We start from the raw sequence: 24341 nt of genomic DNA on the forward strand, positions 1-24341 counted from the left end.
CCGCTTGCCTGTGCCATGATCTGACAAGCATTCACGCGCACCCTCACGCGGGAGAAGACCATGAGTTCAGAAGACAACCTGCTGCCGCTGATCGTCGAGCCCGAGCAGCTCGCCGAGCATCTCGGCGCCCCCGAACTATTGATCGTCGATATACCGCTCAAGGCCGAAAGCTACAGCGAAGGCCACGTACCCGGCGCGGTGTTCCTCGATCATCGCCGCCTGCTCGTCGGCAGCGGCACGGTGCCCAACGACATTCCCGACGAAGAGACGCTTTCCGCGCTGTTTTCCGAACTCGGCCTGACCCGCGACACGCACGTCATCGCCTACGACGATGAAGGCGGCGGCTGGGCCGGGCGCCTGCTATGGACGCTGGAGCTCATCGGCCACACCCGGTATTCCTATCTCAACGGCGGCATCCATGCCTGGCGCGCCGACGGGCAACGCGTCGAGCGCGAACCCAGCACGCCCACGCCCAGCGATTACAAGGCGACGATCCATCAACCCCAGGCTCAGATCCGCCGCGAAGAGCTCATCGACCGCCTGGATGAACGTGAACTCGCGGTCTGGGACGCCCGCTCACCGGACGAATATCGCGGCGAAAAAGGCAAGAACGCCCAAATGGGACATATTCCCGGCGCCGTCAATTTCGAATGGACCGACGCCATGGATCCCGAACGCCACCTGCGCCTGCGCGATTACGCCGAACTCATCGCCGAGCTCGAAGCGAAAGGCCTGACACCGGATAAAGAGATCGTCACCCACTGCCAGAGCCACCATCGAAGCGGCTTCACCTGGCTGGTGGGCAAGGCTTTAGGCTTCGAGAAGATGCGCGCCTACCCCGGCTCCTGGCAGGAATGGGGCAACCGCGACGATACACCGATAGAGAAATGATAACCGCGAGCCGCGAGCCGCGAGCCGCGAGCCGCGAGCCGCGAGCCGCGAAAACGATGAGCGCCGCTTGCCAAAAGGGCAAGCGGTTCCCGTAGCCCGTAGCCCGTAGCCCGTCACCAAAATATTGCGATGCCCCGCCGCTACGACTAATGTGGCGAGTTCTCTTCCATTGCCGTGGATATGCCCGTGGATCGCGACGAACTCTTCGCCAGAATGCAGTACCCCCTTCCCCACCACTTGATCTCGCGTGGGGTGGGCAAGCTTGCCGAGAGCCGCACGCCATGGCTCAAGGACTGGGCGATTCGGCGTTTCATTCGTACCTTCGATGTCGACATGAGCCAGGCGCTCGAAAGCGACCCCGGGGCTTACGCCTGTTTCAATGACTTCTTCACTCGCGCGCTGACTCCCGAGGCGCGGCCCATCGGCGAGGGCATCGTCTCCCCTGCCGATGGCACGCTGTCGCAGTTCGGCGCCATTGATAATGGCACCCTCGTCCAGGCCAAGGGGCATACTTATTCACTGACCGCCCTGCTGGGGGGCGATACGCATCACGCCGCGCCCTTTCGGGACGGCCACTTCGCCACGGTCTATCTCTCGCCGCGCGACTATCACCGCGTGCACATGCCGGTGACAGGTACCCTGCGTGAAATGATCTATGTGCCGGGGCGGCTATTCTCAGTCAATCAGGCCACTGCCAATCACGTGCCGGGGCTCTTCGCCCGCAACGAGCGCCTGGTTTGCCTGTTCGACACCGAACACGGCCCGTTGGCGATGGTATTGGTGGGCGCGATGATCGTCGCCGCCATCGAAACAGTCTGGGCGGGTCAGGTCACCCCACTCAGCGGGCGTGTCCAGACGACGCGTTTCGACGAACCCATCGTGATCGAGAAGGGTCAGGAAATGGGTCGCTTCAAGCTGGGCTCCACCGTAGTGATGTGCTTCGGCCACGACGTCGCGTTTCGCGATATCTGCACCGACGGCCTGGTGGTCAGCATGGGGCAGTCCCTAGCTTCCTAGGTCGTGTGCCGAGACAGAGTCACCATGCCGAGCGGGGCAAGGCCGTGTTCCCCAGTAGCACGGCGCTGAAATAACGTGGCACTAACAGCGCGGCGTGGCAAACGCCATCACCTCCGCCACGCTCGCCTTGCCCAGCGCGAGCTGTATCAACCTGTCGAGCCCCAGTGCCACGCCACTTCCCGCCGGCATGCCCGCTTCGAGCGCCGCCAGCAGGCGGACATCGGCACCCACCTCGCCGTGCCCTAGCCGCTGGCGTTCTCGGTTATCCTCAACAAAGCGTGAGGTCTGCTCCTCGGCATCGGTGAGCTCGTCGTAACCGTTCGCCAGTTCGAGGCCGGACACGTAGAGCTCGAAGCGCGCCGCGACGCGTTCGCCTTCACTGTCGCGATGATGCCGCGCCAACGCCGCCTGACTGGCCGGATAATCGATCACCACGTCGATCCCCTCGCGGCCCAGCGTCGGCTCGATGACCAGGCCCATCAGCAGATCCAGGCAGCCGTCGCGGTCAGCGTCTTGCATGTCCAACCCGCCACGCTCACCGGCCAGCCGGCGCAGCGATTCGAGCGGCGTGGTAAACGGATCGACCTGCAACTGCTCGCGGAACAGTTCGCGATAACGACGCAGCCGCCGAGGCCCGGCCTCGGGCAGCAGCTCGCGCACCAGCGCCACACTCTCGTCAATCAGCGCGGAAAGCGAAAAGCCCGGGCGATACCATTCGAGCATGGTGAACTCGAGATTGTGACGACGCCCCACCTCGCCGTCGCGGAAGCTACGTGCCAACTGAAAGATCGGGCCACTGCCCGCCGCCAGCAAGCGCTTCATGTGGAATTCCGGCGAGGTCTGCAGCCATAACCTTTCGCGTCCACCCGGCGTCGAGGCCTCCAGCGACAAGCTCGCCAGGTGCGGGTCGGTACTGCCGCCATGGCCCAGCACCGGGGTTTCCACCTCCAGCACATCGCGCTCGGCAAAGAATGCCCGCACTCGCGCAAGCAACCGCGCCCGCTCGCGCAGCGTCGCGATACTCGCCGTGGGCTGCCAGTCGTCAGGCATGGGGGTTCCCCTTAAGTCTCGGGCCGCGAGCCGCGAAAATCAGCGTGTTGCCCTTAAGCGAAAAATGCCAGCGACGCTGGCATTTTTCGCTCGAAGCTCGAAGCTCGAAGCTCGAAGCTCGAAGCTCGAAGCTCGAAGCTCGAAGCTCGAAGCTCGTAGCTCGTAGCTCGTAGCTCGTAGCTCAGTTTAGGCCCGCGAGACGTATTCCCCCGTCCGCGTATCGACCTTGAGCACTTCGCCTTCGTTGATGAACAGCGGTACACGCGCCACCGCGCCCGACGACAGCGTGGCCGGCTTGGAACCGCCTTGCGCGGTGTCGCCCTTGAGGCCAGGATCGGTCTCGACCACTTCCAGTTCGATGAAGTTGGGCGGCGAGACGGCAATCGCATTGTCGTTCCACAATGTCACGGTGTAGACGACCTGCTCCTTGAGCCACTTCTCGACATCGCCGATGGCCTTCTTGTCGACCGCGTACTGCTCGAAGGAGCCGTCGGTGCGCATGAAGTGCCACATGTCACCGTCGCTGTAGAGGTACTCCATGTCCAGTTCCAGAACATCGGCACCTTCCAGCGACTCGCCGGACTTGAAGGTCCGGTCCCAGACACGCCCGGTGATCAAGTTACGCAGTTTGACGCGGCTGAATGCCTGGCCCTTGCCCGGCTTGACGAACTCGTTCTCGAGGATGCTGCACGGATCCCCGTCAAGCATGACTTTCAGACCGCCCTTGAATTCATTGGTAGAATACGTCGCCATGATGCCTCGCTAGTTGCATGCGTCGTAGCGTGCGCTACGCAGATTGCTCGATGCGCCTCGTCATGGGATGACACCACCGCCATCACGAGGCCCATAGGAAATAGCCACACATGATAACCCGAACATCCATTGCTTTGCAGAGCGCGAATGCCGAGTCCGGCGAAGACGGTCCCGAAGGCGCCACGTTGACCCCGCGTCAGCACTCGCAGGACTGGCAAGCCCAGTTGCGCGATGCGGTACGCGACCCGCACGCACTGTGTCGGCATCTGGGGCTCGATCCCGCCTGGCTGCCGGGCGCCGAGGAAGGGCACGCCCTGTTTCCAGTACGCGTGCCGCACGCCTATCTATCGCGCATTCGCCATGGCGATGCGGACGACCCCTTGCTGCGCCAGGTGCTGCCCCTGGAGCGGGAAAGCGACAGCGTCGCCGGTTTCGTCAGCGACCCACTCGAGGAAGCCGAACACCGCCCGCGCCCAGGATTGATCCACAAGTATCGCAACCGCGTGCTGCTGATCGCCAGCCCGGCCTGCGCCATCAATTGTCGCTACTGCTTTCGTCGACATTTCCCCTACGCCGAGAATTCACCCTCGCGCGCGCAGTGGGAGTCCACACTCGACTATCTGCGCCAGGACACCTCAATCAACGAGGCCATCTTCTCCGGCGGCGACCCCCTGGCCTCGCCCGACCGTCGCCTGGCCTGGCTGGCCGAGCGCCTGGCGGACATTCCGCATCTCAAGCGCCTGCGCTTGCATACACGCCTGCCGGTGGTGATTCCCGACCGCGTCGATGGCGCGCTGCTCGACTGGCTGGCGGCCACGCGGCTACAGACCGTGGTGGTGGTGCATATCAACCACCCCAACGAGATCGACACGCACGTCGCCGAGGCCATGGCGCGCTTGCGCGGCGCCGGCGTCACGCTGCTCAATCAGAGCGTGCTGCTGCGCGGGGTCAACGATGACGTCGAAACGCTCGCCCAGTTATCCGAGCGGCTTTTCGAGGCGGGGATCCTGCCCTATTACCTACATGTGCTCGATCCCGTCGAAGGGGCTGCGCATTTCGATGTCTCCGATGCCGAGGCGGTGTCGCTGGTCGAGACGCTACGCACCCACCTCGCCGGCTTTCTGATGCCGCGCCTGGTGCGCGAGATTCCGGGGGAGGCCAGCAAGACGCCGCTGGCCTAGATTCTGTACGACAATTGCCATCGCTCGCCGACTTTTCGTACAGAACTTGGACGACTCCGATGGCCTCACGCCGACAGGGCGCGCGCCACGATCTCGCGTTCCCGCTCGGGCAGCGTCAGCGCTGACGCCAGCTCGTGCCCACGCGGGGACATCTTGCGCCAGGTCTTGGCGACGATGCGCACCAGCTTGTCGTCATCGTGTTCACGGGCGAAATCGCTGAAATAGTGCGCCATGAAGACCAGGCAAGCGGCGTCTTCCAACGCTTGGGTGTCCGCGTCGCGCTTGAGGTTTTCCTTACGAATCAAGGCACCGACATGCTCCACCGCCGCCTCGTCATAGCCTGCCTCGCGGACGATCGTCTCCGCCAGCGCCGCTTGTCGACGCCCGAGATCGCGTCGCCAAGCCAGATAGCCGGGGCGATCGCGCGGGTAGTCGTCACGCGGCACTTCCCAGCGCCGCAGATGCTGGGCGCGCACCGCCAGTTGCAACGGCTCCGAAGCCTCCGGGGCGACCCGCGCCAGCCAGTCACTCATGCGCTGGGCATAGAGCAGCTCGGCAGGCTGTTCGCCCTCTTCCGTCATTTCGTGCTTGGGATCCTCGGCATGGGCCGTATCCAACGCCTCCTGAGCGAACTGAAAGGGCGTAGTCCCGGGCATGCTGATCTCCTTAGGATTCGTGCCTAAACGTTGATGTCTGGACGTTTATATCTGAACTTTTATCTCTAAATGAGGCTCATCGATAGCGCTGCCCGCGATATTCCAGCCAACCGTCGGGATGATCGCCGCCGGGATCGCGATGCGTCCAGTGCACGACGCCACCCTCGCTATTCCACTCATACTCACCGAAGAAACCCACCGTGTCCCCGGCTTGCAATCCCTCGAGCCGGGGCGCCAAATCGATGTTGTGCGCGATGAGCACGGTCTGCCCACTCGACAAGCGCAGAATGAAGCGCTGATGGCGGCCGCCTTCGTTGTCATCCGGCAGCACGCGTACCACCTCGCCGCGTGCTTGGACCTGAAGCCCGCTATGGTGCTGCCGATATGCCTCGCGCAGGGTCACGACGCCCGAACGCGCCCCTTCACCAGCCGACGGTGCCGACACCGATGGCGCCAGGACCGCCAGCGCTCCGGCGAGTACGAGTACCGCCGCCGCGAACGTCAGACCGAGGATGATCGCACGGCGGCGCATGCCCATGCCGACCTCAGACCTCGCCAAGCGTCTCGGCGGTGACGTTGGGCGCAGGCGCCTGCTGAGTACGCCAATGGCGGTTCAACGCCCCGAGCACCGCCTTCATGGAAGCGCTGGTGATGCTCTCGTCAATGCCGACACCGAATACCGGCATCTGCTCGACACGCACCTCGACATAGGCCACCGCTTCGGCATCGGCGCCCTGGCCGCGCGAATGCTCGTGATAGTCGATGATCTCGACATCCAACCCGTGGGCCGCCAACGCCTTGATGAAGGACGCCAGAGGGCCGTTGCCCTCGCCGGCGACGTGGCGACGCTCGCCCTGTTCATCGATCTGGGCGTCGAGGCGCACGCGAGGGCTATCGTCATCCGAACTCAAGCGATGATTGATCAGCGCGTAGGGATCGCGGCTGGTGAGGTATTCATCTTCGAAGGTGCGATAGATCATTTGCGAGGTGATCTCGCGCCCGGTGCGCTCGGCCACCGTCTGCACCACCTGGCTGAACTCGATGGACAGGCGGCGCGGCAGCTCGATGCCGTGTTCCTGTTCCAGCAGATAGGAGACGCCGCCCTTGCCTGACTGACTGTTGACGCGGATCACCGCCTCGTAGGAGCGCCCCACGTCGAGTGGGTCGATGGGCAGATACGGTACGCCCCAGGGGCTCTCGGGATGCTCGCGGCGCTCGGCCATGCCCTTCTTGATGGCATCCTGGTGCGAGCCGGCAAAGGCCGTGAATACCAGGTCTCCGACATACGGGTGGCGCGGATGCACCGGCAACTGGTTGCAGTGTTCCACCTCGCGCATCAGCGGCGTGATGTTGGAAAAATCGAGCTGTGGATGCACTCCCTGGGTGTACATGTTCATCGCCAGGGTGACGATATCCACATTGCCGGTGCGTTCGCCGTTACCAAACAGCGTGCCTTCCACGCGGTCGGCGCCGGCCATCAGCGCCAGTTCCGCCGCCGCCACGCCGGTGCCACGATCATTGTGCGGATGCACGCTCACCACCAAGCTATCGCGCCGCACGACGTGACGGCAGAACCACTCGATCTGGTCGGCATAGTGATTGGGCGTGGCAATTTCCACGGTGGCCGGCAGGTTGACGATCATCGGCTTGGCCGGCGTCGGCTGGTAGACCTCACTGACCGCATCGACGATATCCACCGCGAAGTCCAGCTCGGTCGAGGTAAAGAGCTCCGGCGAATACTGGAAGGTCCAGTCGGTTTGCGGGCGGGCCGCCATCATCTCCTTGATCTGCGCAGTGGCATCCTGGGCGATCTGGATGCATTGCGACTTGTCGACGCCGAATACCACCCGGCGGAAGACCGGATCGGTAGCATTGTAGACGTGGACGATGGCGCGCTTGACGCCTTCCAGCGCCTCGAAGGTACGCTCGATGAGGTGCGGCCGCGCCTGGGTCAGTACCTGAATGGTGACGTCGTCGGGGATCGCGTCGTCTTCGATCAACTCACGCACGTAATCGAAATCGATCTGCGAGGCCGAGGGAAAGCCGACCTCGATCTGCTTAAAGCCGGTCTTGACCAGCAAGTCGAAGAAACGCCGCTTGCGCTCGAGATCCATGGGATCGATCAGCGCCTGATTGCCGTCGCGCATGTCCACGCTGCACCACACGGGCGGGTGCGTGATACGCTGCGCCGGCCACTGGCGATCGGGAAGATCGACGGCCTCGAAGGGACGGTATTTGGTGGAGGGATCCTTGAGCATCATGGCGTTATCTCCTTCAGCGATATGCGATGGTAAAACTTCCCTACTCGAACACGACGACGCCTCGCGGCGAATAAGCACCACGGGGCATCGGCAATGACATGACACATCGGCTCGCGATCCTCATCGCGGACCGAAGAGCACTCGACAACGGTGCGAAAAGCATTCGGAGAGGTCGGGGAGAGAGTGGCGGTGTTCGACATGGCTGACGTTTTCTTCGTTGGACTGGGCTTCGTTAGACCGGGAGGGTGACGATGCGCGAGGCATCCGTCGGCTCATAGGCCGCTGGTAAGTCGTAGGTCTAAACGTAGTAGTCGCATGTCGAAGATCGTCATATAGCTAACTAAACAGCTGCGCGCATGGCTGTCAACTGCCACTCACGATAATGGTGCCTCCTCATCGAGCGCCGCATGACCGTCTTGCCACAGGCGTATCAGCCACGCCGGGGCATGCGGCTCGTCAAAACAGCGCTGCCAATGCGGCTGCCCGGTACGGCGCGAGGAAAGCGTGAGGCGAAAAAAACGGCCATCGGGCGGCGTGCGCGCTGCCTCGGGCAGCCCCGCCAGGGCTTGCAACCCCGCATCGAGACGCACCCACTGCAAGGGCGTCAGCCGGTCGCAATCGATCTCGCGCGGCGCGGCCAATCCCGGTAGATAGGCGAAACCGCCCTCGCGCACGACCTCCAGTCGCGTATCGCCCGACAGCACCGGCAGCTCGGCGTGGCTCATGAGATGACGCCCACCTCGCGCCATGCCTCACCCACCGCGCGACGCTCGCGACTCTCGAGCCCGTAAAGACGCTCGGCGTGATCGAGCGTCAGGGCGGCGAAGGCCGCGAAGTCCGCTTCGCGACTCAATGTCGCGTCGCGTATCGCGGCATACCATACCGGCCCCACGCTTTCCCAGGCAGGTGCATCGAGGGCCACTGCAGCAAGGTAAAATGCACGATTGGGAATGCCTGAATTGATGTGCACACCGCCGTTGTCGGCTTGCGTGTCGACGAAATCGCGCATGTGCCCCGGCTGCGGATCGCTGCCCAGCACGGGGTCGTCATACGCCGTACCCGGTGCTTTCATGGAGCGCAGCGCCTGACCTTGCACCCGATCGGTCAGCAACGCCGCGCCGATCAGCCAGTCAGCAGCCTGAGGCGACTCACCGGCGTGGTACTGCTTGACCAGAACCCCGAACACATCGGCCAGCGACTCGTTGAGCGCCCCCGCCTGATCGGCATAGATCAGGCCGACATCGCGCTCGATCACACCATGAGTCAATTCGTGCGCGATGACTTCCGGCGCCGCCGTGAAGCGCCGAAACAATTCGCCATCACCGTCGCCGAAGACCATCTGCGAGCCGTCCCAGAACGCATTGTCGTAGTCGCGAGCGTAATGCACGGTGCCAATCAACGGCATGCCACGATCATCGATGGAATCGCGCTCGCAGACCTCCCAGTAGAACCGATAGGTCGCGCCCAACCATTCATAGGCTTCGTCCACGGCCACATCGCCGCTCTCGGGCTGGCCTTCTTCTCGCACCAGGCGCCCGGGCAGCGTTTGCTCGTGCTCGGCGCTGTGAATTCGACGATCGGGGCGCCCGGCAACGGCCCGCGCCGCATCCCGCTGCGGTGCCGGCACGCCACGCTTGCGAAACCAGTGATCGGCCTCGAGCGTCTGCTGGGCACAACGACGTAGGCGTACCGAGCCCTGCGCCGCGACGCGCTCGAGTACGTGGGGCGGCATGATACCGCACGCTGAAGTCTTCGTATCCGGCATGAACTTGGGCCCTCGATCGGCTATCGGGTATGCCCAGACAGTGTGGCTCAGGATGCTCTATCAAGCACAACGAGACGTGCTAAACCGGCGTCAGCCGATAGTGCGCGGCATTGACGATTTCCTTCAACGCACCCAGTTGCTCGATGTCATGACCGGAAAGCGGCTGGTCGAGACGCCGTTTGGGATTACGAGTATTGAGCACGACATGCACCTGGCTAGGCGTGCCATGCGTATCGTGACGCTGAACCCAGGCGAGCGCGCCGTTGGCGTAGAGTGCCAGGGAGCCGATCGGCGCCATGCCGAAGCGGCGGATATAGCGTTGTACCCAAGCATTGTCGAAGCCCTCGGCCTGTGTCAGTAGATGTCGATAGACCTCGCGCTGCGTCCAGGCGGCACGCCCAGGGCGCGTCATGACGTCGGCGACATCGACCACTGCCATCATGCGCGCCAGCTCGGGCAATGCATCCCCCCGCTTGCCCGCTGGGTAGCCGCTGCCATCGAGTCGCTCGTTGGCCATGCCGATGACTTGCTCGACGACATCACCCTCCAGCCAACGGCAGTCGTCCAGGCGCTCGCGTATCACACCGACGTGAGTGTGAAGCTGATCCTGCTTTTCCGGGCTCAACACTTCATCACGCAACAAGACATCGGGCAGCATGCCCTTGCCCAGATCGTGAAGCAGGGTACAAGCCACCACCGCCTTGAGGCGCTCCGGCGCCATAAGCCGTGACTGGGCAAGGTCCAGCATGCGCACGGCCACCATCAGGCTATGCTGCACCAGGTGAGATTCCTGGGTAAAACACGCACTCGCATACAGCAGCGCCTGACGATCCTGCTGCCACAGTGCCAGCAGCGTATCGGTACTGCGCGAGAGCTGTGTCGAGGCCACCGGCTTACCGCTTTTCAACTGCACCAATTGCGCGTTGAGATAATCGGTGACCTTTTGCAGCCGGGACGCCATCGCGCCTCCCGGTTGCGGTTGCGACTTCGCCTGGCGCGAGTGCGACGTGTCATGCTGGGCAGCATCGGACGATTGAAAAAGTGTCGAAGGCTCCAGAGGGCGTCCGGTATGCATGACGGTACGTGCGCTTTCGCGCTCGACTTCCTTGACGCAGTACCACACCAGGCGCTCCATCGCGGACGATAAATCGATGAACTCGCAGCCCGCCTGTGCCTGCGTCCATGCCTCGTCGGTGCTCACGTGGCGAACACTGGCCGGCAATTCGAAATGACGCTGGTTGGGAAACGTCAGGCGAATGCTATCGATGGTCTGCTCGGGCTTGAGCGCGGCGGCCGCAGCCAGCGGCAGCTCAACCAGGCAACCGCCCAGCGAGAGATTGCAAAGCCGCCCTTTATACGGCGTGTCCTCGCCCGCCACACGCAATGTGACGCCGACCTCCATGTCGGCACGCAGACTGGCTCGAAAGTTCTGGCGTCGATGCACCACGGACACCGATTGCGGATAATCGCATATGGCCAGAAGGCGCTCACCCTGTTCGTGCCATTCACGCACCACGAGCGACTGGGTGGTCAGCATTGCCCCCTCGACCTGTCCCATCAACTGGAATGTCTCGCCGCGCCGCAGCCGAGGAACGATCTCGCGAACCGCCGAGATATCCAGGCACAGCGAATCTTCCTGAACGATGTTCATGACCACCACGGGCCACGGCGCTCCGTCACCGCTCTCGAAGCACAGACTCACGCCCCCGGGCAGGGTAAAGGCCTCGAGAAAGCCGTAAAGTTCGCCGGGGTGCGTGATGTCTTGGGTGGGTGCGGAATCGGGTGGTGACATTTAGGTCTCGACGCTGACGAAACGAAAACGAGCACCGCCATCACGCGCATGCTCGTGTAAGACTATGTAACCTTTTATCGACTACATCATGCAAGACTTGAATAGCATCTGGCTGTGACTACAAGCGAGCCAGCTCATCCTCATGATAGCCCAGCAAGTACAATACAGCGTCCAGCCCCAGCGTGCTGATCGACTGCCGCGCCTGTTGGCGCACCAGCGGCTTGGCGCGGAAGGCAATGCCCAGCCCCGCGCTTTCCAGCATCTTGAGGTCGTTTGCGCCGTCACCCACGGCAATGGTCTGCGCCATATCCCATCCTTCGCGCCGCACGAGCTCGCCCAGCCACCAGGCCTTGCGCTCGGCATCGATGATTGGCTCGCGCACCTCGCCGGTGATCTTGCCATCGCGGATCACCAGCTCGTTGGCGTGAATCTCGTCGAACCCCAGGCGCTCCTCCAGGTAACGCGCGAAATAGGTAAAACCTCCGGAAATGATGGCAGTCCGGTAGCCCAGACGCTTGAGGTGCATCATCAAGCGTTCGACGCCATCCATTAGCGGCAGATTCTCCGCGATCTCCCGCAGTACCGACTCGTCGAGCCCTTCCAGCTTGGCCATACGCTCACGGAAGCTCTGCTTGAAATCCAGCTCGCCACGCATGGAACGCTCGGTGACGGCGGCCACCTCCTCAAAGACACCGTGCCGACGTGCCAGCTCATCGATCACCTCGGCCTGAATCAGGGTCGAGTCCATATCGAAGCAAATTAGCCTCGAATGTCGGCGCCACAGGGAGTCTTCCTGAATGGCAACATCCACTCCCTGGCGCGCACCAAGCGCCAGCGCCTGTTCGCGTAGGCGAGGAAGCTCGACCGCCGCCCCGCGCAGAATGAACTCCACGCAGGCGCCATGGGGGGGCTGTTCATCGAGGGAATCGCCGCCCGACAAACGCGCAACACGCTCGACGCTCAACCCATGCGCCGCCGCCAGCTCACCGACATCGGCGAGAATCCCCGAAGGCAGTCGAGGCGCCAGCAGGGTCAGGATCAGGCGCGGCATATCGGCCTGAGCCTCTAGGGTTTTCCATGTGTCTGCCGCCACCGCCTCAACCTCGATGGTAAGCCCCTGTTGAACGGGATCTTGCGCGGCGAGATGCCCGTTCAGTTGCGATTTGAAGGCGTCGGCGCCGATCTCGGTGTTCACCAGCATCTCGAGGGCGACATGGCCCAACGCACTGTGCTGGTGAATGTCCACAAGCCGCGCCTGGCATTCCATCAAGGCCGCGCCTAGCACTGCCAACTGGCCCGGGTGGTCGGGCCCGCCGGCACGAATCAATAACCGCTGTGTCATATGGCCTCTTCTCTTCTATCTTTTTTCTTCGACCTCTAGCCGGTCGACTTTCTGGAAGCCTCGCGACAACTTGCTTCCCCGGCGGCCACGCTCACCGACGTAATAGTCGAGATCGCGACTCGAGAGCGTCTGCTTGCGCTTGCCGGCATGTACCACCAGCGAGGCCCTGGCGGGAAGCATGGCCAAATCACGTACAAACTCTTCCCGGTTGGTGGCGCGCGCGCCGGGTATATCGATCATCTTGTTGCCCTTGCCCTTGGCCATGACCGGCAGCTGCTCGAGCGGGAAGACCAACAAACGCCCCTCGTTGGAGACCACAGCGATGCGCGTGCCTTCACTTTCCGGCACCGCGACGGGCGGCATGACATTGCAGCCCTTGGGCACGCTGAGCGCGGCCTTGCCCGCCTTGCTCTTGCCGATCAAGTCATCGAGCCGAGCGATGAAGCCGTAGCCGCCATCGGACGCCAGCAGATACCGTGCCTCGGGTACATCGAGCATTACCCCTACCATGCGCGCGCCGGCACCGGGGTTGATGCGCCCCGTAATGGGCTCACCCTGACTGCGGGCCGAAGGCAGGTTATGCGCGGGCAGCGTATAGCTGCGCCCGGCGTCATCGAGCAATACCAGCGGCTGGTTGGACTTGCCACGTGCGGCCAGATGAAAGCTGTCACCTGCTTTGTAGGAAAGCCCTGCAGGATCGATCTCGTGGCCCTTGGCACTACGGATCCAACCTTTTTCGGAGAGCACCACCGTAATCGGATCGGCGCCCACCAGCTCGACCTCGGAGAGCGCCTTGGCCTCGCCGCGTTCGACCAGCGGCGCGCGGCGTGCATCGCCATAGTCGTCGGCGTCCTGGCGCAATTCGCGCTCGATCAGGTCAGTCAGCGCCTCGTCGTTGCCCAGCAGTTCCTTGAGGCGTTCACGTTCAGCGCTCAGTTCGTCCTGCTCGCCACGAATCTTCATCTCCTCGAGCTTGGCCAGATGCCGCAGGCGCAATTCGAGAATCGCTTCCGCCTGGCGCTCGCTGAGCCCAAAGGCATTCATCAACGCCGGCTTGGGCGCATCTTCCTCGCGGATGATGCGGATCACCTCGTCGAGATCGAGATAAGCCGCCAGCAGGCCTTCGAGGATATGCAGGCGATCCTCGACCTTGTTCAAGCGATGCTCGAGTCGCCGGCGTACCGTCGCTCTGCGGAAACGCAGCCATTCTTCCAAGATGGCATCGAGCGCCATGACCCGAGGCCGACCGTCCAGCCCAATCACGTTCAGGTTGACGCGCACGTTCTTCTCAAGATCGGTGGTGGCGAAAAGATGCGCCATCAGGGCTTCGACATCGACCTTGCCCGAGCGCGGCACCAGCACCAGGCGCGTGGGCGTCTCGTGGGTCGACTCATCGCGCAGATCCGCCACCATGGGTAGCTTCTTGGCCTGCATCTGCGCGGCGATCTGCTCGAGCACCTTGGCGCCACTGACCTGATAAGGCAGCGCAGTGACCACCACGTTGCCATCTTCCAGCATATAGCGGCCGCGCAGCTTCACCGAGCCACGTCCGCTCTCGTAAAGCTTGGCGAGATCGCTCGGGGAGCTGATGATTTCCGCCTCGGTGGGAAAATCCGGCGCCGGTACGTAGGTCATCAGATCACTAACGCTGGCCTCGGGATGGCGCAGCAGGTGGCAGGTAGCGTCCACGACTTCGCGTACGTTATGCGGCGGAATGTCGGTGGCCATACCTACCGCGATACCGGTGGCACCATTGAGCAACACATGCGGCAAACGCGACGGCAGCACGGCCGGCTCGTCGAGGGTGCCGTCGAAGTTAGGAGTCCAATCGACGGTGCCCTGCCCGAGTTCGGAGAGCAGTACCTCCGAGAACTTCGACAACCGCGCCTCGGTATAGCGCATCGCCGCGAACGACTTGGGATCGTCGGGACTCCCCCAGTTGCCTTGGCCATCGACCAGTGGATAGCGATAGCTGAACGACTGCGCCATCAGCACCATGGCCTCGTAACAGGCGCTGTCGCCGTGCGGGTGGAATTTACCCAGCACGTCGCCGACGGTACGTGCCGACTTCTTGTACTTGGCGTTGGCATTCAGCGATAGCTCGCGCATGGCGTAGACGATACGCCTCTGGACCGGTTTCATCCCGTCGCCGATATGCGGCAACGCCCGGTCGAGAATCACGTACATCGAGTAATCGAGATACGCCTTCTCGGTATATTCCTTGAGGGACAAACGTTCGACGTCACCCTCTTCCACATGGATGTCCATGGTCATGGGTTTGGGGCCCTATCTACCATCATGGAAACTTCGCGGACCGTGCCCGCACGAAACATAGCTTGAAGAGAGAAGAACAGCGCTTCGCGCCTGGAAGAAGGAAGAAACCCCAAGACAACCTGCCTCATCTCTCTTATACCTTCCATCTTCTTTCTTATTTCTTCGTCCTTATCTCTTCCGTCTTCCGTCTCACACTTCTATATCGGCGAGGTTGCCGTAGTCCTCGAGCCAGTTCTTGCGGTCGCTGGCACGTTTCTTGGCCAATAGCATATCCATCATTTCGCGGGTGCCGTCGTCCGTGGTGAGGGTCAGTTGCACGAGGCGCCGGGTGTCGGCCGCCATGGTGGTTTCACGCAATTGCAGTGGGCTCATCTCACCGAGCCCCTTGAAGCGCTGGACGTTCGGGGTACCGCGCTTGCCTTCCAGGCGCTTCAAGATAGCGGTTTTCTCGCTTTCGTCGAGGGCATAGTGCACTTCCTTGCCCAGGTCGATGCGGTATAGCGGCGGCATGGCCACGAACACATGACCGGCATCGACCAGCGACGGGAAGTGGCGCACGAACAGCGCGCACAGCAGGGTGGCGATATGCAGGCCGTCGGAGTCGGCATCGGCGAGAATGCATATCTTGTGGTAACGCAGCTTGGAAAGATTATCGCTGCCAGGATCCATGCCGATGGCGACGGCAATGTCGTGGACCTCTTGAGAGCCGTAGATCTCGTGTGCTTCGACTTCCCAGGTGTTGAGGATTTTGCCGCGCAGCGGGAGGATCGCCTGCGTCTCACGATCGCGGGCCTGCTTGGCGCTACCGCCAGCGCTATCGCCCTCGACCAGAAACAGCTCGGAGGCCGCCGGGTCCTGCCCTGCGCAGTCGGCGAGCTTGCCCGGCAAAGCGGGGCCGGAGGTCACCTTCTTGCGGGCCACCTTCTTGGCGCTCTTTTGGCGCCGTTGGGCAGCATTGATCACCAGTTCGGCCAAGGCCTCGGCCTGGTCGACGTGATGGTTGAGCCACAGCGAGAAGGCGTCCTTGACGACGCCGGAGACGAAGCCCGCCACCACGCGCGAGGAAAGTCGCTCCTTGGTCTGGCCGGCGAACTGGGGGTCGAGCAGTTTCACCGAGAGCACGAAGGCGACGCGCTCCCACAGGTCGTCGCCGGTCAACTTGACCCCGCGCGGCAGCAGGCTGCGGTATTCGCAGAATTCACGCAGCGCCTCGAGCAATCCCGAGCGCAAGCCGTTGACATGCGTCCCACCAAGCGGGGTGGGAATCAGGTTGACGTAGGATTCCTGCAGCAACTCACCGCCTTCCGGCAGCCACTGGATCGCCCAATCGACGCCCTGATCGTCGTCCTCGAAGTGACCGAGAAACGGCGAGCTGGGCAGCGCTTCGGCATCGTCGGTGGCCTGGGCCAGGTAGTCGCGCAACCCATCCGCATACTGCCAGACGCTCTCGGTACCATCCGCCTCGATCAGCGTGACCTTGAGCCCCGGGCAGAGCACCGCCTTGGCGCGCAGCAGGTGCTGAAGGCGCGGTAGCGACAGCTTGGGACTATCGAAATAGCTGTCGTCCGGCCAGAAGCGCAGCACCGTGCCCGTGGCCTTCTTGGCACACGCCCCGATGACGGCGAGTTCCTCTACTTTGTCGCCATGGGCGAAGGCGATGCCGTGGCGATCCCCGTCGCGGCAGACCTCGACTTCAAGACGCCGCGACAGCGCATTGACCACCGATACCCCGACACCATGCAGGCCACCCGAGAAACGATAGCTCGATTGAGAGAACTTCCCGCCCGCATGCAACCGCGTCAGGATGAGCTCGACGCCGGACACCCCATGCTCGGGATGTACGTCGATGGGCATGCCACGCCCGTCATCAGAGACCTCGATGCCGCCGTCGTCATGCAGCTGCACACGAATATGCCGCGCATGACCGGCCAGCGCCTCGTCGACGCTGTTGTCGATGACCTCCTGCACGAGATGGTTGGGGCGACTGGTATCGGTGTACATTCCGGGGCGCTTGCGCACCGGGTCGAGTCCCGACAGGACCTCGATGGAACTGGCACTGTATTGCGTCATGCGTTGTCCATTAAGTGAATTCGTCAGAGCGCGCGTACGGTCGTGCGGGCAGCGTCCAACCACCATGCGCGAAGATGGCCGGCAAATAATCGGACAAGGCACTGAAGCCATGATCGCCGCCGGGATGCACGATCATCGAGGCACCGGCATAGAAATCCAGTGCATCGCGACAATCCAGCGTTTCATCAGCGCTGCCCAGCAGCACTCGATAACGGCTCGGGTCGATGACGGCAGCAGGCATCATGGCCTCGAGAGCCTCGCCATGGCGCGCATCGATGGTAAAGCGCTCATGGGTATAAGGATTTTCCAACGGCGCGCCCATCCACTGCGTCACCAAGCGTGCCGGACGTACTGCGGGGTTGATCAACACCGCGCGCACGCCGAAGCGTTCGGCCAGGCAGGTAGCTAGAAAGCCTCCCATCGAACTGCCGATCAGCAAAGTGTCATCGCCCAGGGCATGCAACTCGCGTTCAGCGCATGCCAAGGCTTCATCGGGGCGATGCGGCAATTGCGGCGTGACACACCGAGGTGGCGCCACATCGTCGCTCGCCAGGTGCTCGCAGGTCGCCGCGATCAGCCGTGCCTTAGGCGACGCCGCGCCGCTATTGAAACCATGCAGATACAGGATATTAGCCACGGGCGTCATATTAGCCACAGGCGTCATATTGGCCTCGGAAGACGTCAGCATACCTTAAAACCTGTACAAACAGCCAGTATCATGTGCCGTCCTGTGCTTGCCATACAACATCGAGCAGGCCCCGGCTGGAGTCGTCCAGCGTCTCGGCACCGCGCCGCGAAGCCAGTATCTGCTCGGTTTCGGAGGCGATCTGCTTGCCCAGTTCCACGCCCCACTGATCGAAGGGGTTGATGTCCCAGAGAGTGGCCTGCACGAACACCTTGTGCTCGTAGAGTGCAATCAACGCGCCCAGGGTGCGCGGCGTCAGGCGATCGAGCAGCAACGTGGTCGAGGGCTGGTTGCCACGGTAACGTTTATGGCTCGGACGCGGCACATCACTGGGCAGAGCTTCGTCCCCCAGCATCAAGACCCGCGACTGAGCGACGCAGTTGGCCAACGTCAGACGGTGCTGGGCCTTGAGGTGCGCCCGAGTGGCCGGATCCTCGACCCGATCATAACGTCGCACCGGAGCGATGAAGTCGCACTCCACCGCCTGCGTGCCCTGATGCAGCAATTGATAGAAGGCATGTTGCGCGTTGGGACCAAGCTGCCCCCACAGTACCGGACAGGTTGAATACGGCGTGATCTCGCCACTATTGGTGACCGACTTGCCGTTGGACTCCATCTCGAGCTGCTCAAGATAACTGGCGAAGTATTCGAGGCGGCCATCATAAGGCAGAATCGAGTGCGCGCGCACATCCAGGAAGTTGACGTTCCAGATGCCCGCCAACGCCAGCAGTACCGGCAGGTTGTCCTCGAGCGGTGTCTCGCGGAAATGGCAATCCATGTCGTGAGCGCCCGCCAGCAGCTCGCGGAAGTTGTCCATGCCTACCGCCATCGCAATAGGCAAGCCAATGGCACCCCATAGCGAATAACGTCCGCCGACCCACTCCCAGAATCGCAACTGGTGGCGCGGATCGATGCCCCACTCGCTCATTCTTTCGGGCTTGGCCGAAACACCGATGAAATGCTGACGCATCACCAACTCGCTCATCTCGGTATCTTGACCGCCATCGGCCAAGCGCGTCATCAACCAGTCGCGTGCGGTCGAGGCGTTGGATAGCGTATCGATGGTGGTGAACGACTTCGACGACAGCACGAACAGCGTAGTGGCAGGGTTGAAGCGGGTTAGATAGTCGGCGAGTTGCGAGCCGTCCATGGTCGAGGCGAAATGAATGTCGACCTGATGCACGTCGCGTGGCCGGTAATCGGCCAGGGCGTGGGTCACCATCAAAGGGCCCAGGTCGGAGCCGCCGACGCCCAGGTTCACCACGTCGGTGATCGGCCGCCCCGTGGCGCCGCGCCACTGCCCGGCGTGACATTTTTCGACCATGGCCTGCATGTGGGCCAACGTCTCGTGGACATCGGGGACGACATCCTCGCCCTCGACCACCAGGCTAGCCTCCGGCGGCAAGCGCAAGGCGGTATGCAGGGCCGGGCGATCCTCGGAGCGGTTGACCCGCTCGCCGTTTTGCAAACGCGCGATGGCGCGCTCGAGATTCGCCTCGCGGGCTAGCTCGAGCAGCATCGATAACGTCTCGTCGCGCCAGCGATGCTTGGAAAGATCCAGCGTCAGCCCCGCGCCGCGCCGCGTGAAGCGCGCATGACGACCGGGATGCTCGGCGAACAAACTCTTGAGATGCACATCACGCATCTCAGTGGCATGCGCGGCAAGCCTTTGCCAGGCCGGCGAATGATGGATCATGGTTGACTGGGTCATGACTCGTACTCTCCTTGACAAGCTCGCTAATGGCCCTGCGGATGCACAGCCACGGCGCGGCGCGTACAATGCGCCATTCCCTGTGGCCTGGCCACGCCTCGACTCGATGAGTGCCTCATGAGTGACGCATCTTACCGTGACGCGATCTTTTCGACACCCCTCGACCGGGTGGCCAACTTTTCCTTCGACGAACAGGTCGTCGCCTGCTTTCCCGACATGATTCGTCGCTCGGTACCCGGCTATGGCCAGATATTGGGCATGCTGGGCTTGATCGCCGAACGCCACCTGCGCTTCGGCGCGCATGTCTACGATCTGGGCTGCTCGCTGGGCGCGGTGAGCCTAGCGCTCGCCGGGCGCTTACCGCCGGAAGCCTTCACGCTGACCGGTGTCGACCTGTCGCCGACGATGGTCGCCCGGGCGCGCGACACGCTCGGTGAGGAATGCCCCGATCATCGCATCGACATCATCGAAGGCGATATCCGGCACATCGATTATCGACCCGCCGGCATGATCGTGCTCAACTTCACGTTACAATTCTTGCCGCCCGAGGACCGCCGCGCGGTCATCGAAGACCTGTACGCCGCCCTGGAGCCCGGCGGTGTGCTGGTGCTCTCGGAGAAGATCGTGCTACCCGACGAGCAGGAAAACGCCTGGCTAGTGGAACGCTACCACGATTTCAAGCGCGCCAATGGCTACAGCGACATGGAAATCAGCCAGAAACGCACCGCGCTGGAAAACGTGCTGGTGCCAGACACCCTCGAGGCGCATCACGATCGTCTGCGTAGCGCTGGATTTACGCGCGTCAGCACCTGGTTTCAGTATCTCAATTTCGCCTCGATGGTGGCCTTCAAGGATGCCTGATCGCTTCCCGATCGACCGCACCCAACGTGCGCTGTTCGATGCCTTCCTCGACCATGGCCTGACCGAATGGGTCGCGCGCTTGCCGAAGCAACTTGCCAACGGCCTGGACCGTCGTCGATTCGGCGACCTGCCTGCCTGGGAAAAGGCCGTCGCCAAGCTCCCTGCATTGCCCGAGTCACGCCATGTCGCGCTCGACCAGGACAACGTGCGGGTCGATGTCGCGCTCGACGATAGCCGCCGACGCCAATGCGAAAACCTGTTGCGCAAGTTGATGCCCTGGCGCAAGGGACCCTACATGCTTGGCGGGATCGAGATCGACACCGAATGGCGTTCGGATTGGAAATGGCAGCGCGTCGCTCCGCATCTGGCGCCGCTCGAGGGACGCCGCATACTGGATGTCGGCGGCGGCAACGGCTACCACGCCTGGCGCATGGCCGGCGCGGGCGCGGCGTTCGTGCTGGTTATCGACCCGTCGCCACGCTTCTATTACCAGTTTCAAGCAATACGCCATTTCGTGGGCGATGCCGACGCATGGCGCACGCATTTCCTGCCGGTCGGTATCGAGGAGGTCCCCCCGCAACTCGAAGCGTTCGACACCACCTTTTCGATGGGCGTTCTTTACCACCGCGCCTCGCCGCTCGAACATCTGGCGCAACTGCGCGACACCCTGCGCCCCGGCGGCGAGCTGGTCCTCGAGACCCTAGTCGTGAAAGGCGATGTCACCACCGTCTTCATGCCTGGTGAGCGCTACGCTGCCATGCCCAACGTCTACTTCTTGCCCTCATCAAAGGCGCTATCGCATTGGCTCGAGCGCTGCGGTTTCGAAGATGTACGCGTCGTCGACGAGGCTCCGACATCGTTGGCAGAACAGCGCAGCACCGCGTGGATGACGTTCCAATCGCTGGCCGACTTTCTCGATCCCGAGGATCCGACGTTGACCCTCGAAGGCTATCCGGCACCACGCCGTGCCGTACTAGTGGCGCGCAAACCTGAGTGACTTGCTCTTCTTCGACATGAGAACGATAATGCTTATCATTATCGAAATCGGAGGAGGCTTACCATGCTGTCGCTCTTCAATGCAGCCCTGGAAGGAATGCCGCGGCTGATGCCCTTCAACGATCGTCTGATGCCGGGCGAGCTACTCGGCATTTGCGGACCGCATGGCGCCGGCAAGAGTACCCTGATCGGCTTGCTCGCCGGTCTCTACCGGCCCACGCGCGGTAGCATCTGCCTCGACGGACAACCCCTGCACTGCTGGCCCGGCACCTATTGTGCCCAGCGCATCGCGCACGTCGTCGCACCCCCGCAAAGCCTGGCCGATTGGCGCGTGCGCGACCTGGTCGGGCTGGGTCTACTGGAGAGTTGCTCACGCGTCACGCAACACGGTGCCACTTCACCGCCCTGCCTTCCGCTTGCGGTTGAGACGGCGCTCAATGCGCTCGACCTACAGGCCATGGGTGACCAACGTCTGGGAGAACTCGATCCCGCGAATGCTCAACGCGCGATGATCGCGCGCTCGCTGTGCCAAGTCGCGGCGGCGCCTCATTGCCCATTCCGGCAGCGGCGTGACAACGGCATCCTGCTTCTTGACCTCGATCCCCTGGCGCCCACGGAAGAGCAGCGCCTACTAGCCGATCTAGGCGCCGCCTCACGGCGCTACCGCTTGTGTATCGTGCCAGTCGTCAGCCAGTGCGACGCGAGTCTCGCATGCTGTAATCGCGTGTGGTGGATGGACGCCGGTGCACGCTGCACGAACCTCACGCCGGCGGTGCGTCATGTGCTCAGGGTGCAGGTGACCCCGCCGAAGGCGGAGACACCTCTCACGAAGGCGCCGGACGCCACGCCTTGACGTCAATCGGTCTCAGGCGTGTCGACCTGCAAGGCCTCGCGTCGAATGCGCCAGTCTTCCAGTGCCATGCGCGCCTGGGCACGCTGTGCCTGGTCTTCCAAGGCGCGTGACGGCGATGCAGTGGCCGCCAGCGTGTTGTCCTTCAATTCACGCTCATCGTTCGACCAACGATAGTAGGTAGGATCGGTGAGACTAGTAGCCGCCCCTGCCTCGCTGACCATGACGCCCTGTCCGCCATCCTGGTGATTGAATGTCAGCGCCATGGGCGATGCTTGCGGCGTATACAGATCTCGCCCCATCCACGGCACCTGCGCGCCGGAAAGCGAATGCGCCCATAACGTCGGGAAGATATCCCGGTGGCTGGTCCAGTCATCGACCTGCGCCTCGCCACCATTCCGATAGGCCGGTGGCATCCACATCAGGATCGGCACACCGAATTGATCGAACAAATCATGCGCGTCGGGATACTGCATGAGGGAGCGTGTGTTGTGATCGCCGGTCGCCGCGAACAGCGTGTGGTCCATCAACCCATCGGCCTCAAGACGGTCGAGAAAACGCCCCAGGTTGTCATTGGCGTATTGATAGGTCTCGAGAATCGAGGTGCCGAACTCGGGCGAGATGGCCAGATCATCGCCCAGTCGCGAGACATCCAGTGGCGCAGGATCGTAGTCATCCGGAATCTTGTATGGCGGGTGATTGGTGACCGATAACATTACCAACAGCAGCTTCTCGTCGTTGGCCTCGGCCTCTTTCAGCAGCTCCTCACCGTAGCGGAACATCCACTCATCATAGGGCCCCCAGGTACCACCCTTGGCCTCAGGGAAACGCTCGCGAATCGCGCTCTCACCCAGCACCTCGTCGAAGCCTTGCCGCTTGAATGCATCGTCGATATTGCGCCACTGCGCAGAGCCTGACTTCAGTAACACGGTATGGTATCCCGCACGCTCATAAGGCAACACAGCCGATGTGGAATACTGACGATAGCCATAACGGCTTTGCGTCAACGGACTGATCGGCGTATCGAGCAGCAGCCCCTCCAGAGAGGGATGCGTACCGTTTTCAGCTGATAGCGCATGCGGAAAATAATCCGCCTTTTCTTGCAGCCAGGGACGTAAGTGACCCAGAAGATCATTGTCCTCGGGGTCGTCGAAATCCAGCGGGTGACGCCCCCAGCTTTCCATCAAGCTCAACACGACATGCGGCGGTTTATCTTTTACAGCGGGTCGCTCGGGGGTCGTCTCTACCATGTGGTCGAGCACTGCCTGTGGCGTATCGGCCTGCGACCAGCCAAGCACTTCGGCCGCCGCCATGGGAGAGCTGAACCCATAACGCGCCAGGCCCGACTGCGGGTCATCGCCAACCTGATTGACCTGACGCTCTTTCCAGGCCAGATAAAGTGCCTGCGGTCCACTGGGTACCAGGTCGTTGACGAAGGCACTCGACGAAACTGCCATATGCATCTCGCGCAAGGGAAAGGTGCCCAGGGTGCCACGCCCCAGCCCAATCAGCGCCACCCAGGACACAGCGACCAAAAGGGTGGCCCACCGCCATCCCAGCCGGCGTCGTGCACGCCGATGGCCACGCCGCATCATGGCGATCTGCGTCCCTGTCATGCCAATCAAGACGATCAGCAAAGGGAGAAAGGGATAGTCACTCCAGATCGTCTGCAGCACCGCCTGAGTATCGTCTTCGAATAATCCGAAGATCAGCGAATTGATCGGTCCCTGATAAAAGGTGAAAAAGAAATGATTGATCAACGCCAAGAGATTGACCAAGGCCATGATCGCGATGGCCCAGATTAGCCACAGGCGACGCCAGCCTGCCAGGAAGACGCGCGGCAAGGGTAGCAGTGCCGTCGCCACCACCAACCATGGCCCCAGGAGCACCGCCATGATCTTGGCGTCGAAACGTAGCCCCATCCAGAAGGCTTGCAACACCTCGAAGCCCGGCACCTCCAGGGAAGGTGGCGCGTTCAATTGCCACAGCAGTACACGCATCAAGGTCAGGGTCGCTACCCCGATGAGTCCCAATCGCCACAATTGGCGGTTCATTTCACGCCAGTACTGCCAACGCGAAACGGTCACAGAATCGTTATGCATATGTCATCTCGGCCTGATAAGCGCGGACACTATACCGGCCTTGAGCGATTCTGACGATGCGTTAGCTTGCTAATGGGATAAATA

General features: G+C 62.4%; 20 protein-coding genes. 6 read left to right on the forward strand and 14 right to left on the reverse strand.

Annotated features, from left to right (window positions below; translation table 11 throughout):
- The first annotated feature begins 60 nt into the window (after positions 1–60).
- The gene (locus OP496_RS09985; protein ID WP_280563482.1) at positions 61–891 is read left to right on the forward strand and encodes a sulfurtransferase; all 831 of its coding nucleotides are present in this window, start codon (positions 61–63) and stop codon (positions 889–891) included.
- Positions 892–1071: 180 nt separating this feature from the next.
- Positions 1072–1908: an archaetidylserine decarboxylase gene (gene asd / locus OP496_RS09990; RefSeq protein WP_280563537.1), complete on the forward strand. Its 837-nt coding sequence runs from the start codon at positions 1072–1074 to the stop codon at positions 1906–1908.
- An 81-nt stretch (positions 1909–1989) separates the two neighbouring features.
- Here asd and epmA read toward each other — a convergent pair whose 3' ends face one another.
- Positions 1990–2958 (reverse strand): EF-P lysine aminoacylase EpmA, encoded by a 969-nt coding sequence (gene epmA / locus OP496_RS09995; RefSeq protein ID WP_280563483.1) that lies wholly within the window; start codon positions 2956–2958, stop codon positions 1990–1992.
- 186 nt (positions 2959–3144) lie between these two features.
- Positions 3145–3711, reverse strand: a complete 567-nt coding sequence (efp, locus tag OP496_RS10000) for an elongation factor P (protein ID WP_280563484.1) — start codon at positions 3709–3711, stop codon at positions 3145–3147.
- A gap of 110 nt (positions 3712–3821) precedes the next feature.
- Here efp and epmB point away from each other — a divergent pair, with 110 nt between their 5' ends.
- Positions 3822–4892 carry an EF-P beta-lysylation protein EpmB gene (gene epmB / locus OP496_RS10005; protein WP_280563485.1) on the forward strand — a complete coding sequence of 357 codons (1071 nt, stop codon included), beginning with the start codon at positions 3822–3824 and terminating at the stop codon, positions 4890–4892.
- A 65-nt stretch (positions 4893–4957) separates the two neighbouring features.
- Here epmB and OP496_RS10010 read toward each other — a convergent pair whose 3' ends face one another.
- From OP496_RS10010 to pgi, 11 genes are all read right to left on the reverse strand, one after another.
- Entirely contained in the window at positions 4958–5548 is a 591-nt protein-coding gene (locus tag OP496_RS10010; protein ID WP_280563486.1) for a DUF4202 domain-containing protein, read from the reverse strand.
- Between the two features lie 76 nt (positions 5549–5624).
- On the reverse strand, positions 5625–6086 hold the full coding sequence (locus OP496_RS10015) for a DUF3465 domain-containing protein (RefSeq protein WP_280563487.1): 462 nt from the start codon (positions 6084–6086) through the stop codon (positions 5625–5627).
- Between the two features lie 7 nt (positions 6087–6093).
- Entirely contained in the window at positions 6094–7809 is a 1716-nt protein-coding gene (gene leuA / locus OP496_RS10020) for a 2-isopropylmalate synthase (RefSeq protein ID WP_280563488.1), read from the reverse strand.
- A 374-nt stretch (positions 7810–8183) separates the two neighbouring features.
- Positions 8184–8534 (reverse strand): protealysin inhibitor emfourin, encoded by a 351-nt coding sequence (locus OP496_RS10025; protein ID WP_280563489.1) that lies wholly within the window; start codon positions 8532–8534, stop codon positions 8184–8186.
- Positions 8531–9574, reverse strand: coding sequence for a M4 family metallopeptidase (locus OP496_RS10030; protein WP_280563490.1), 1044 nt, complete (start codon positions 9572–9574; stop codon positions 8531–8533). Before OP496_RS10030 ends, OP496_RS10025 begins: the two co-directional genes overlap by 4 nt.
- Positions 9575–9653: 79 nt before the next feature.
- Positions 9654–11366: an HD domain-containing phosphohydrolase gene (locus OP496_RS10035; RefSeq protein WP_280563491.1), complete on the reverse strand. Its 1713-nt coding sequence runs from the start codon at positions 11364–11366 to the stop codon at positions 9654–9656.
- Between the two features lie 118 nt (positions 11367–11484).
- Positions 11485–12708 (reverse strand): phosphoserine phosphatase SerB, encoded by a 1224-nt coding sequence (gene serB, locus OP496_RS10040; RefSeq protein ID WP_280563492.1) that lies wholly within the window; start codon positions 12706–12708, stop codon positions 11485–11487.
- A 15-nt stretch (positions 12709–12723) separates the two neighbouring features.
- Positions 12724–14982, reverse strand: coding sequence for a DNA topoisomerase IV subunit A (gene parC / locus OP496_RS10045; protein WP_280563493.1), 2259 nt, complete (start codon positions 14980–14982; stop codon positions 12724–12726).
- A gap of 189 nt (positions 14983–15171) precedes the next feature.
- Positions 15172–17052: a DNA topoisomerase IV subunit B gene (gene parE, locus OP496_RS10050; protein ID WP_280563494.1), complete on the reverse strand. Its 1881-nt coding sequence runs from the start codon at positions 17050–17052 to the stop codon at positions 15172–15174.
- Between the two features lie 10 nt (positions 17053–17062).
- Positions 17063–17740, reverse strand: coding sequence for a YqiA/YcfP family alpha/beta fold hydrolase (locus OP496_RS10055; RefSeq protein WP_280563495.1), 678 nt, complete (start codon positions 17738–17740; stop codon positions 17063–17065).
- 28 nt (positions 17741–17768) lie between these two features.
- Complete coding sequence (gene pgi, locus OP496_RS10060) at positions 17769–19448, reverse strand: glucose-6-phosphate isomerase (RefSeq protein WP_280563496.1); 1680 nt, start codon at positions 19446–19448, stop codon at positions 17769–17771.
- A 117-nt stretch (positions 19449–19565) separates the two neighbouring features.
- On the opposite strand from pgi, the gene cmoA reads away from it, so the two are divergent.
- The 3 genes from cmoA (at position 19566) to OP496_RS10075 (ending at position 22158) form a co-directional block, all read left to right on the forward strand.
- Positions 19566–20309 carry a carboxy-S-adenosyl-L-methionine synthase CmoA gene (gene cmoA, locus OP496_RS10065; protein WP_280563497.1) on the forward strand — a complete coding sequence of 248 codons (744 nt, stop codon included), beginning with the start codon at positions 19566–19568 and terminating at the stop codon, positions 20307–20309.
- Positions 20302–21306 carry a tRNA 5-methoxyuridine(34)/uridine 5-oxyacetic acid(34) synthase CmoB gene (cmoB, locus tag OP496_RS10070; protein WP_280563498.1) on the forward strand — a complete coding sequence of 335 codons (1005 nt, stop codon included), beginning with the start codon at positions 20302–20304 and terminating at the stop codon, positions 21304–21306. Before cmoA ends, cmoB begins: the two co-directional genes overlap by 8 nt.
- A 63-nt stretch (positions 21307–21369) precedes the next feature.
- Positions 21370–22158, forward strand: a complete 789-nt coding sequence (locus OP496_RS10075; protein WP_280563499.1) for an ATP-binding cassette domain-containing protein — start codon at positions 21370–21372, stop codon at positions 22156–22158.
- A gap of 2 nt (positions 22159–22160) precedes the next feature.
- On the opposite strand, the gene OP496_RS10080 is transcribed toward OP496_RS10075, so the two are convergent.
- Complete coding sequence (locus OP496_RS10080) at positions 22161–24257, reverse strand: LTA synthase family protein (RefSeq protein ID WP_280563500.1); 2097 nt, start codon at positions 24255–24257, stop codon at positions 22161–22163.
- Positions 24258–24341 lie beyond the last annotated feature (84 nt).

The organism is Chromohalobacter sp. 48-RD10 (assembly GCF_029889785.1).
Lineage (GTDB): Bacteria > Pseudomonadota > Gammaproteobacteria > Pseudomonadales > Halomonadaceae > Chromohalobacter.

Excerpts from the sequence above, each read along its gene's own strand:
- OP496_RS09985 (WP_280563482.1), top strand. The coding sequence starts at position 61 with ATGAGTTCAGAAGACAACCTGCTGCCGCTGATCGTCGAGCCCGAGCAG.
- asd (WP_280563537.1), top strand. The coding sequence starts at position 1,072 with ATGCCCGTGGATCGCGACGAACTCTTCGCCAGAATGCAGTACCCCCTT.
- epmA (WP_280563483.1), bottom strand. The coding sequence starts at position 2,958 with ATGCCTGACGACTGGCAGCCCACGGCGAGTATCGCGACGCTGCGCGAG.
- efp (WP_280563484.1), bottom strand. The coding sequence starts at position 3,711 with ATGGCGACGTATTCTACCAATGAATTCAAGGGCGGTCTGAAAGTCATG.
- epmB (WP_280563485.1), top strand. The coding sequence starts at position 3,822 with ATGATAACCCGAACATCCATTGCTTTGCAGAGCGCGAATGCCGAGTCC.
- OP496_RS10010 (WP_280563486.1), bottom strand. The coding sequence starts at position 5,548 with ATGCCCGGGACTACGCCCTTTCAGTTCGCTCAGGAGGCGTTGGATACG.
- OP496_RS10015 (WP_280563487.1), bottom strand. The coding sequence starts at position 6,086 with ATGGGCATGCGCCGCCGTGCGATCATCCTCGGTCTGACGTTCGCGGCG.
- leuA (WP_280563488.1), bottom strand. The coding sequence starts at position 7,809 with ATGATGCTCAAGGATCCCTCCACCAAATACCGTCCCTTCGAGGCCGTC.
- OP496_RS10025 (WP_280563489.1), bottom strand. The coding sequence starts at position 8,534 with ATGAGCCACGCCGAGCTGCCGGTGCTGTCGGGCGATACGCGACTGGAG.
- OP496_RS10030 (WP_280563490.1), bottom strand. The coding sequence starts at position 9,574 with ATGCCGGATACGAAGACTTCAGCGTGCGGTATCATGCCGCCCCACGTA.
- OP496_RS10035 (WP_280563491.1), bottom strand. The coding sequence starts at position 11,366 with ATGTCACCACCCGATTCCGCACCCACCCAAGACATCACGCACCCCGGC.
- serB (WP_280563492.1), bottom strand. The coding sequence starts at position 12,708 with ATGACACAGCGGTTATTGATTCGTGCCGGCGGGCCCGACCACCCGGGC.
- parC (WP_280563493.1), bottom strand. The coding sequence starts at position 14,982 with ATGACCATGGACATCCATGTGGAAGAGGGTGACGTCGAACGTTTGTCC.
- parE (WP_280563494.1), bottom strand. The coding sequence starts at position 17,052 with ATGACGCAATACAGTGCCAGTTCCATCGAGGTCCTGTCGGGACTCGAC.
- OP496_RS10055 (WP_280563495.1), bottom strand. The coding sequence starts at position 17,740 with ATGCTGACGTCTTCCGAGGCCAATATGACGCCTGTGGCTAATATGACG.
- pgi (WP_280563496.1), bottom strand. The coding sequence starts at position 19,448 with ATGACCCAGTCAACCATGATCCATCATTCGCCGGCCTGGCAAAGGCTT.
- cmoA (WP_280563497.1), top strand. The coding sequence starts at position 19,566 with ATGAGTGACGCATCTTACCGTGACGCGATCTTTTCGACACCCCTCGAC.
- cmoB (WP_280563498.1), top strand. The coding sequence starts at position 20,302 with ATGCCTGATCGCTTCCCGATCGACCGCACCCAACGTGCGCTGTTCGAT.
- OP496_RS10075 (WP_280563499.1), top strand. The coding sequence starts at position 21,370 with ATGCTGTCGCTCTTCAATGCAGCCCTGGAAGGAATGCCGCGGCTGATG.
- OP496_RS10080 (WP_280563500.1), bottom strand. The coding sequence starts at position 24,257 with ATGCATAACGATTCTGTGACCGTTTCGCGTTGGCAGTACTGGCGTGAA.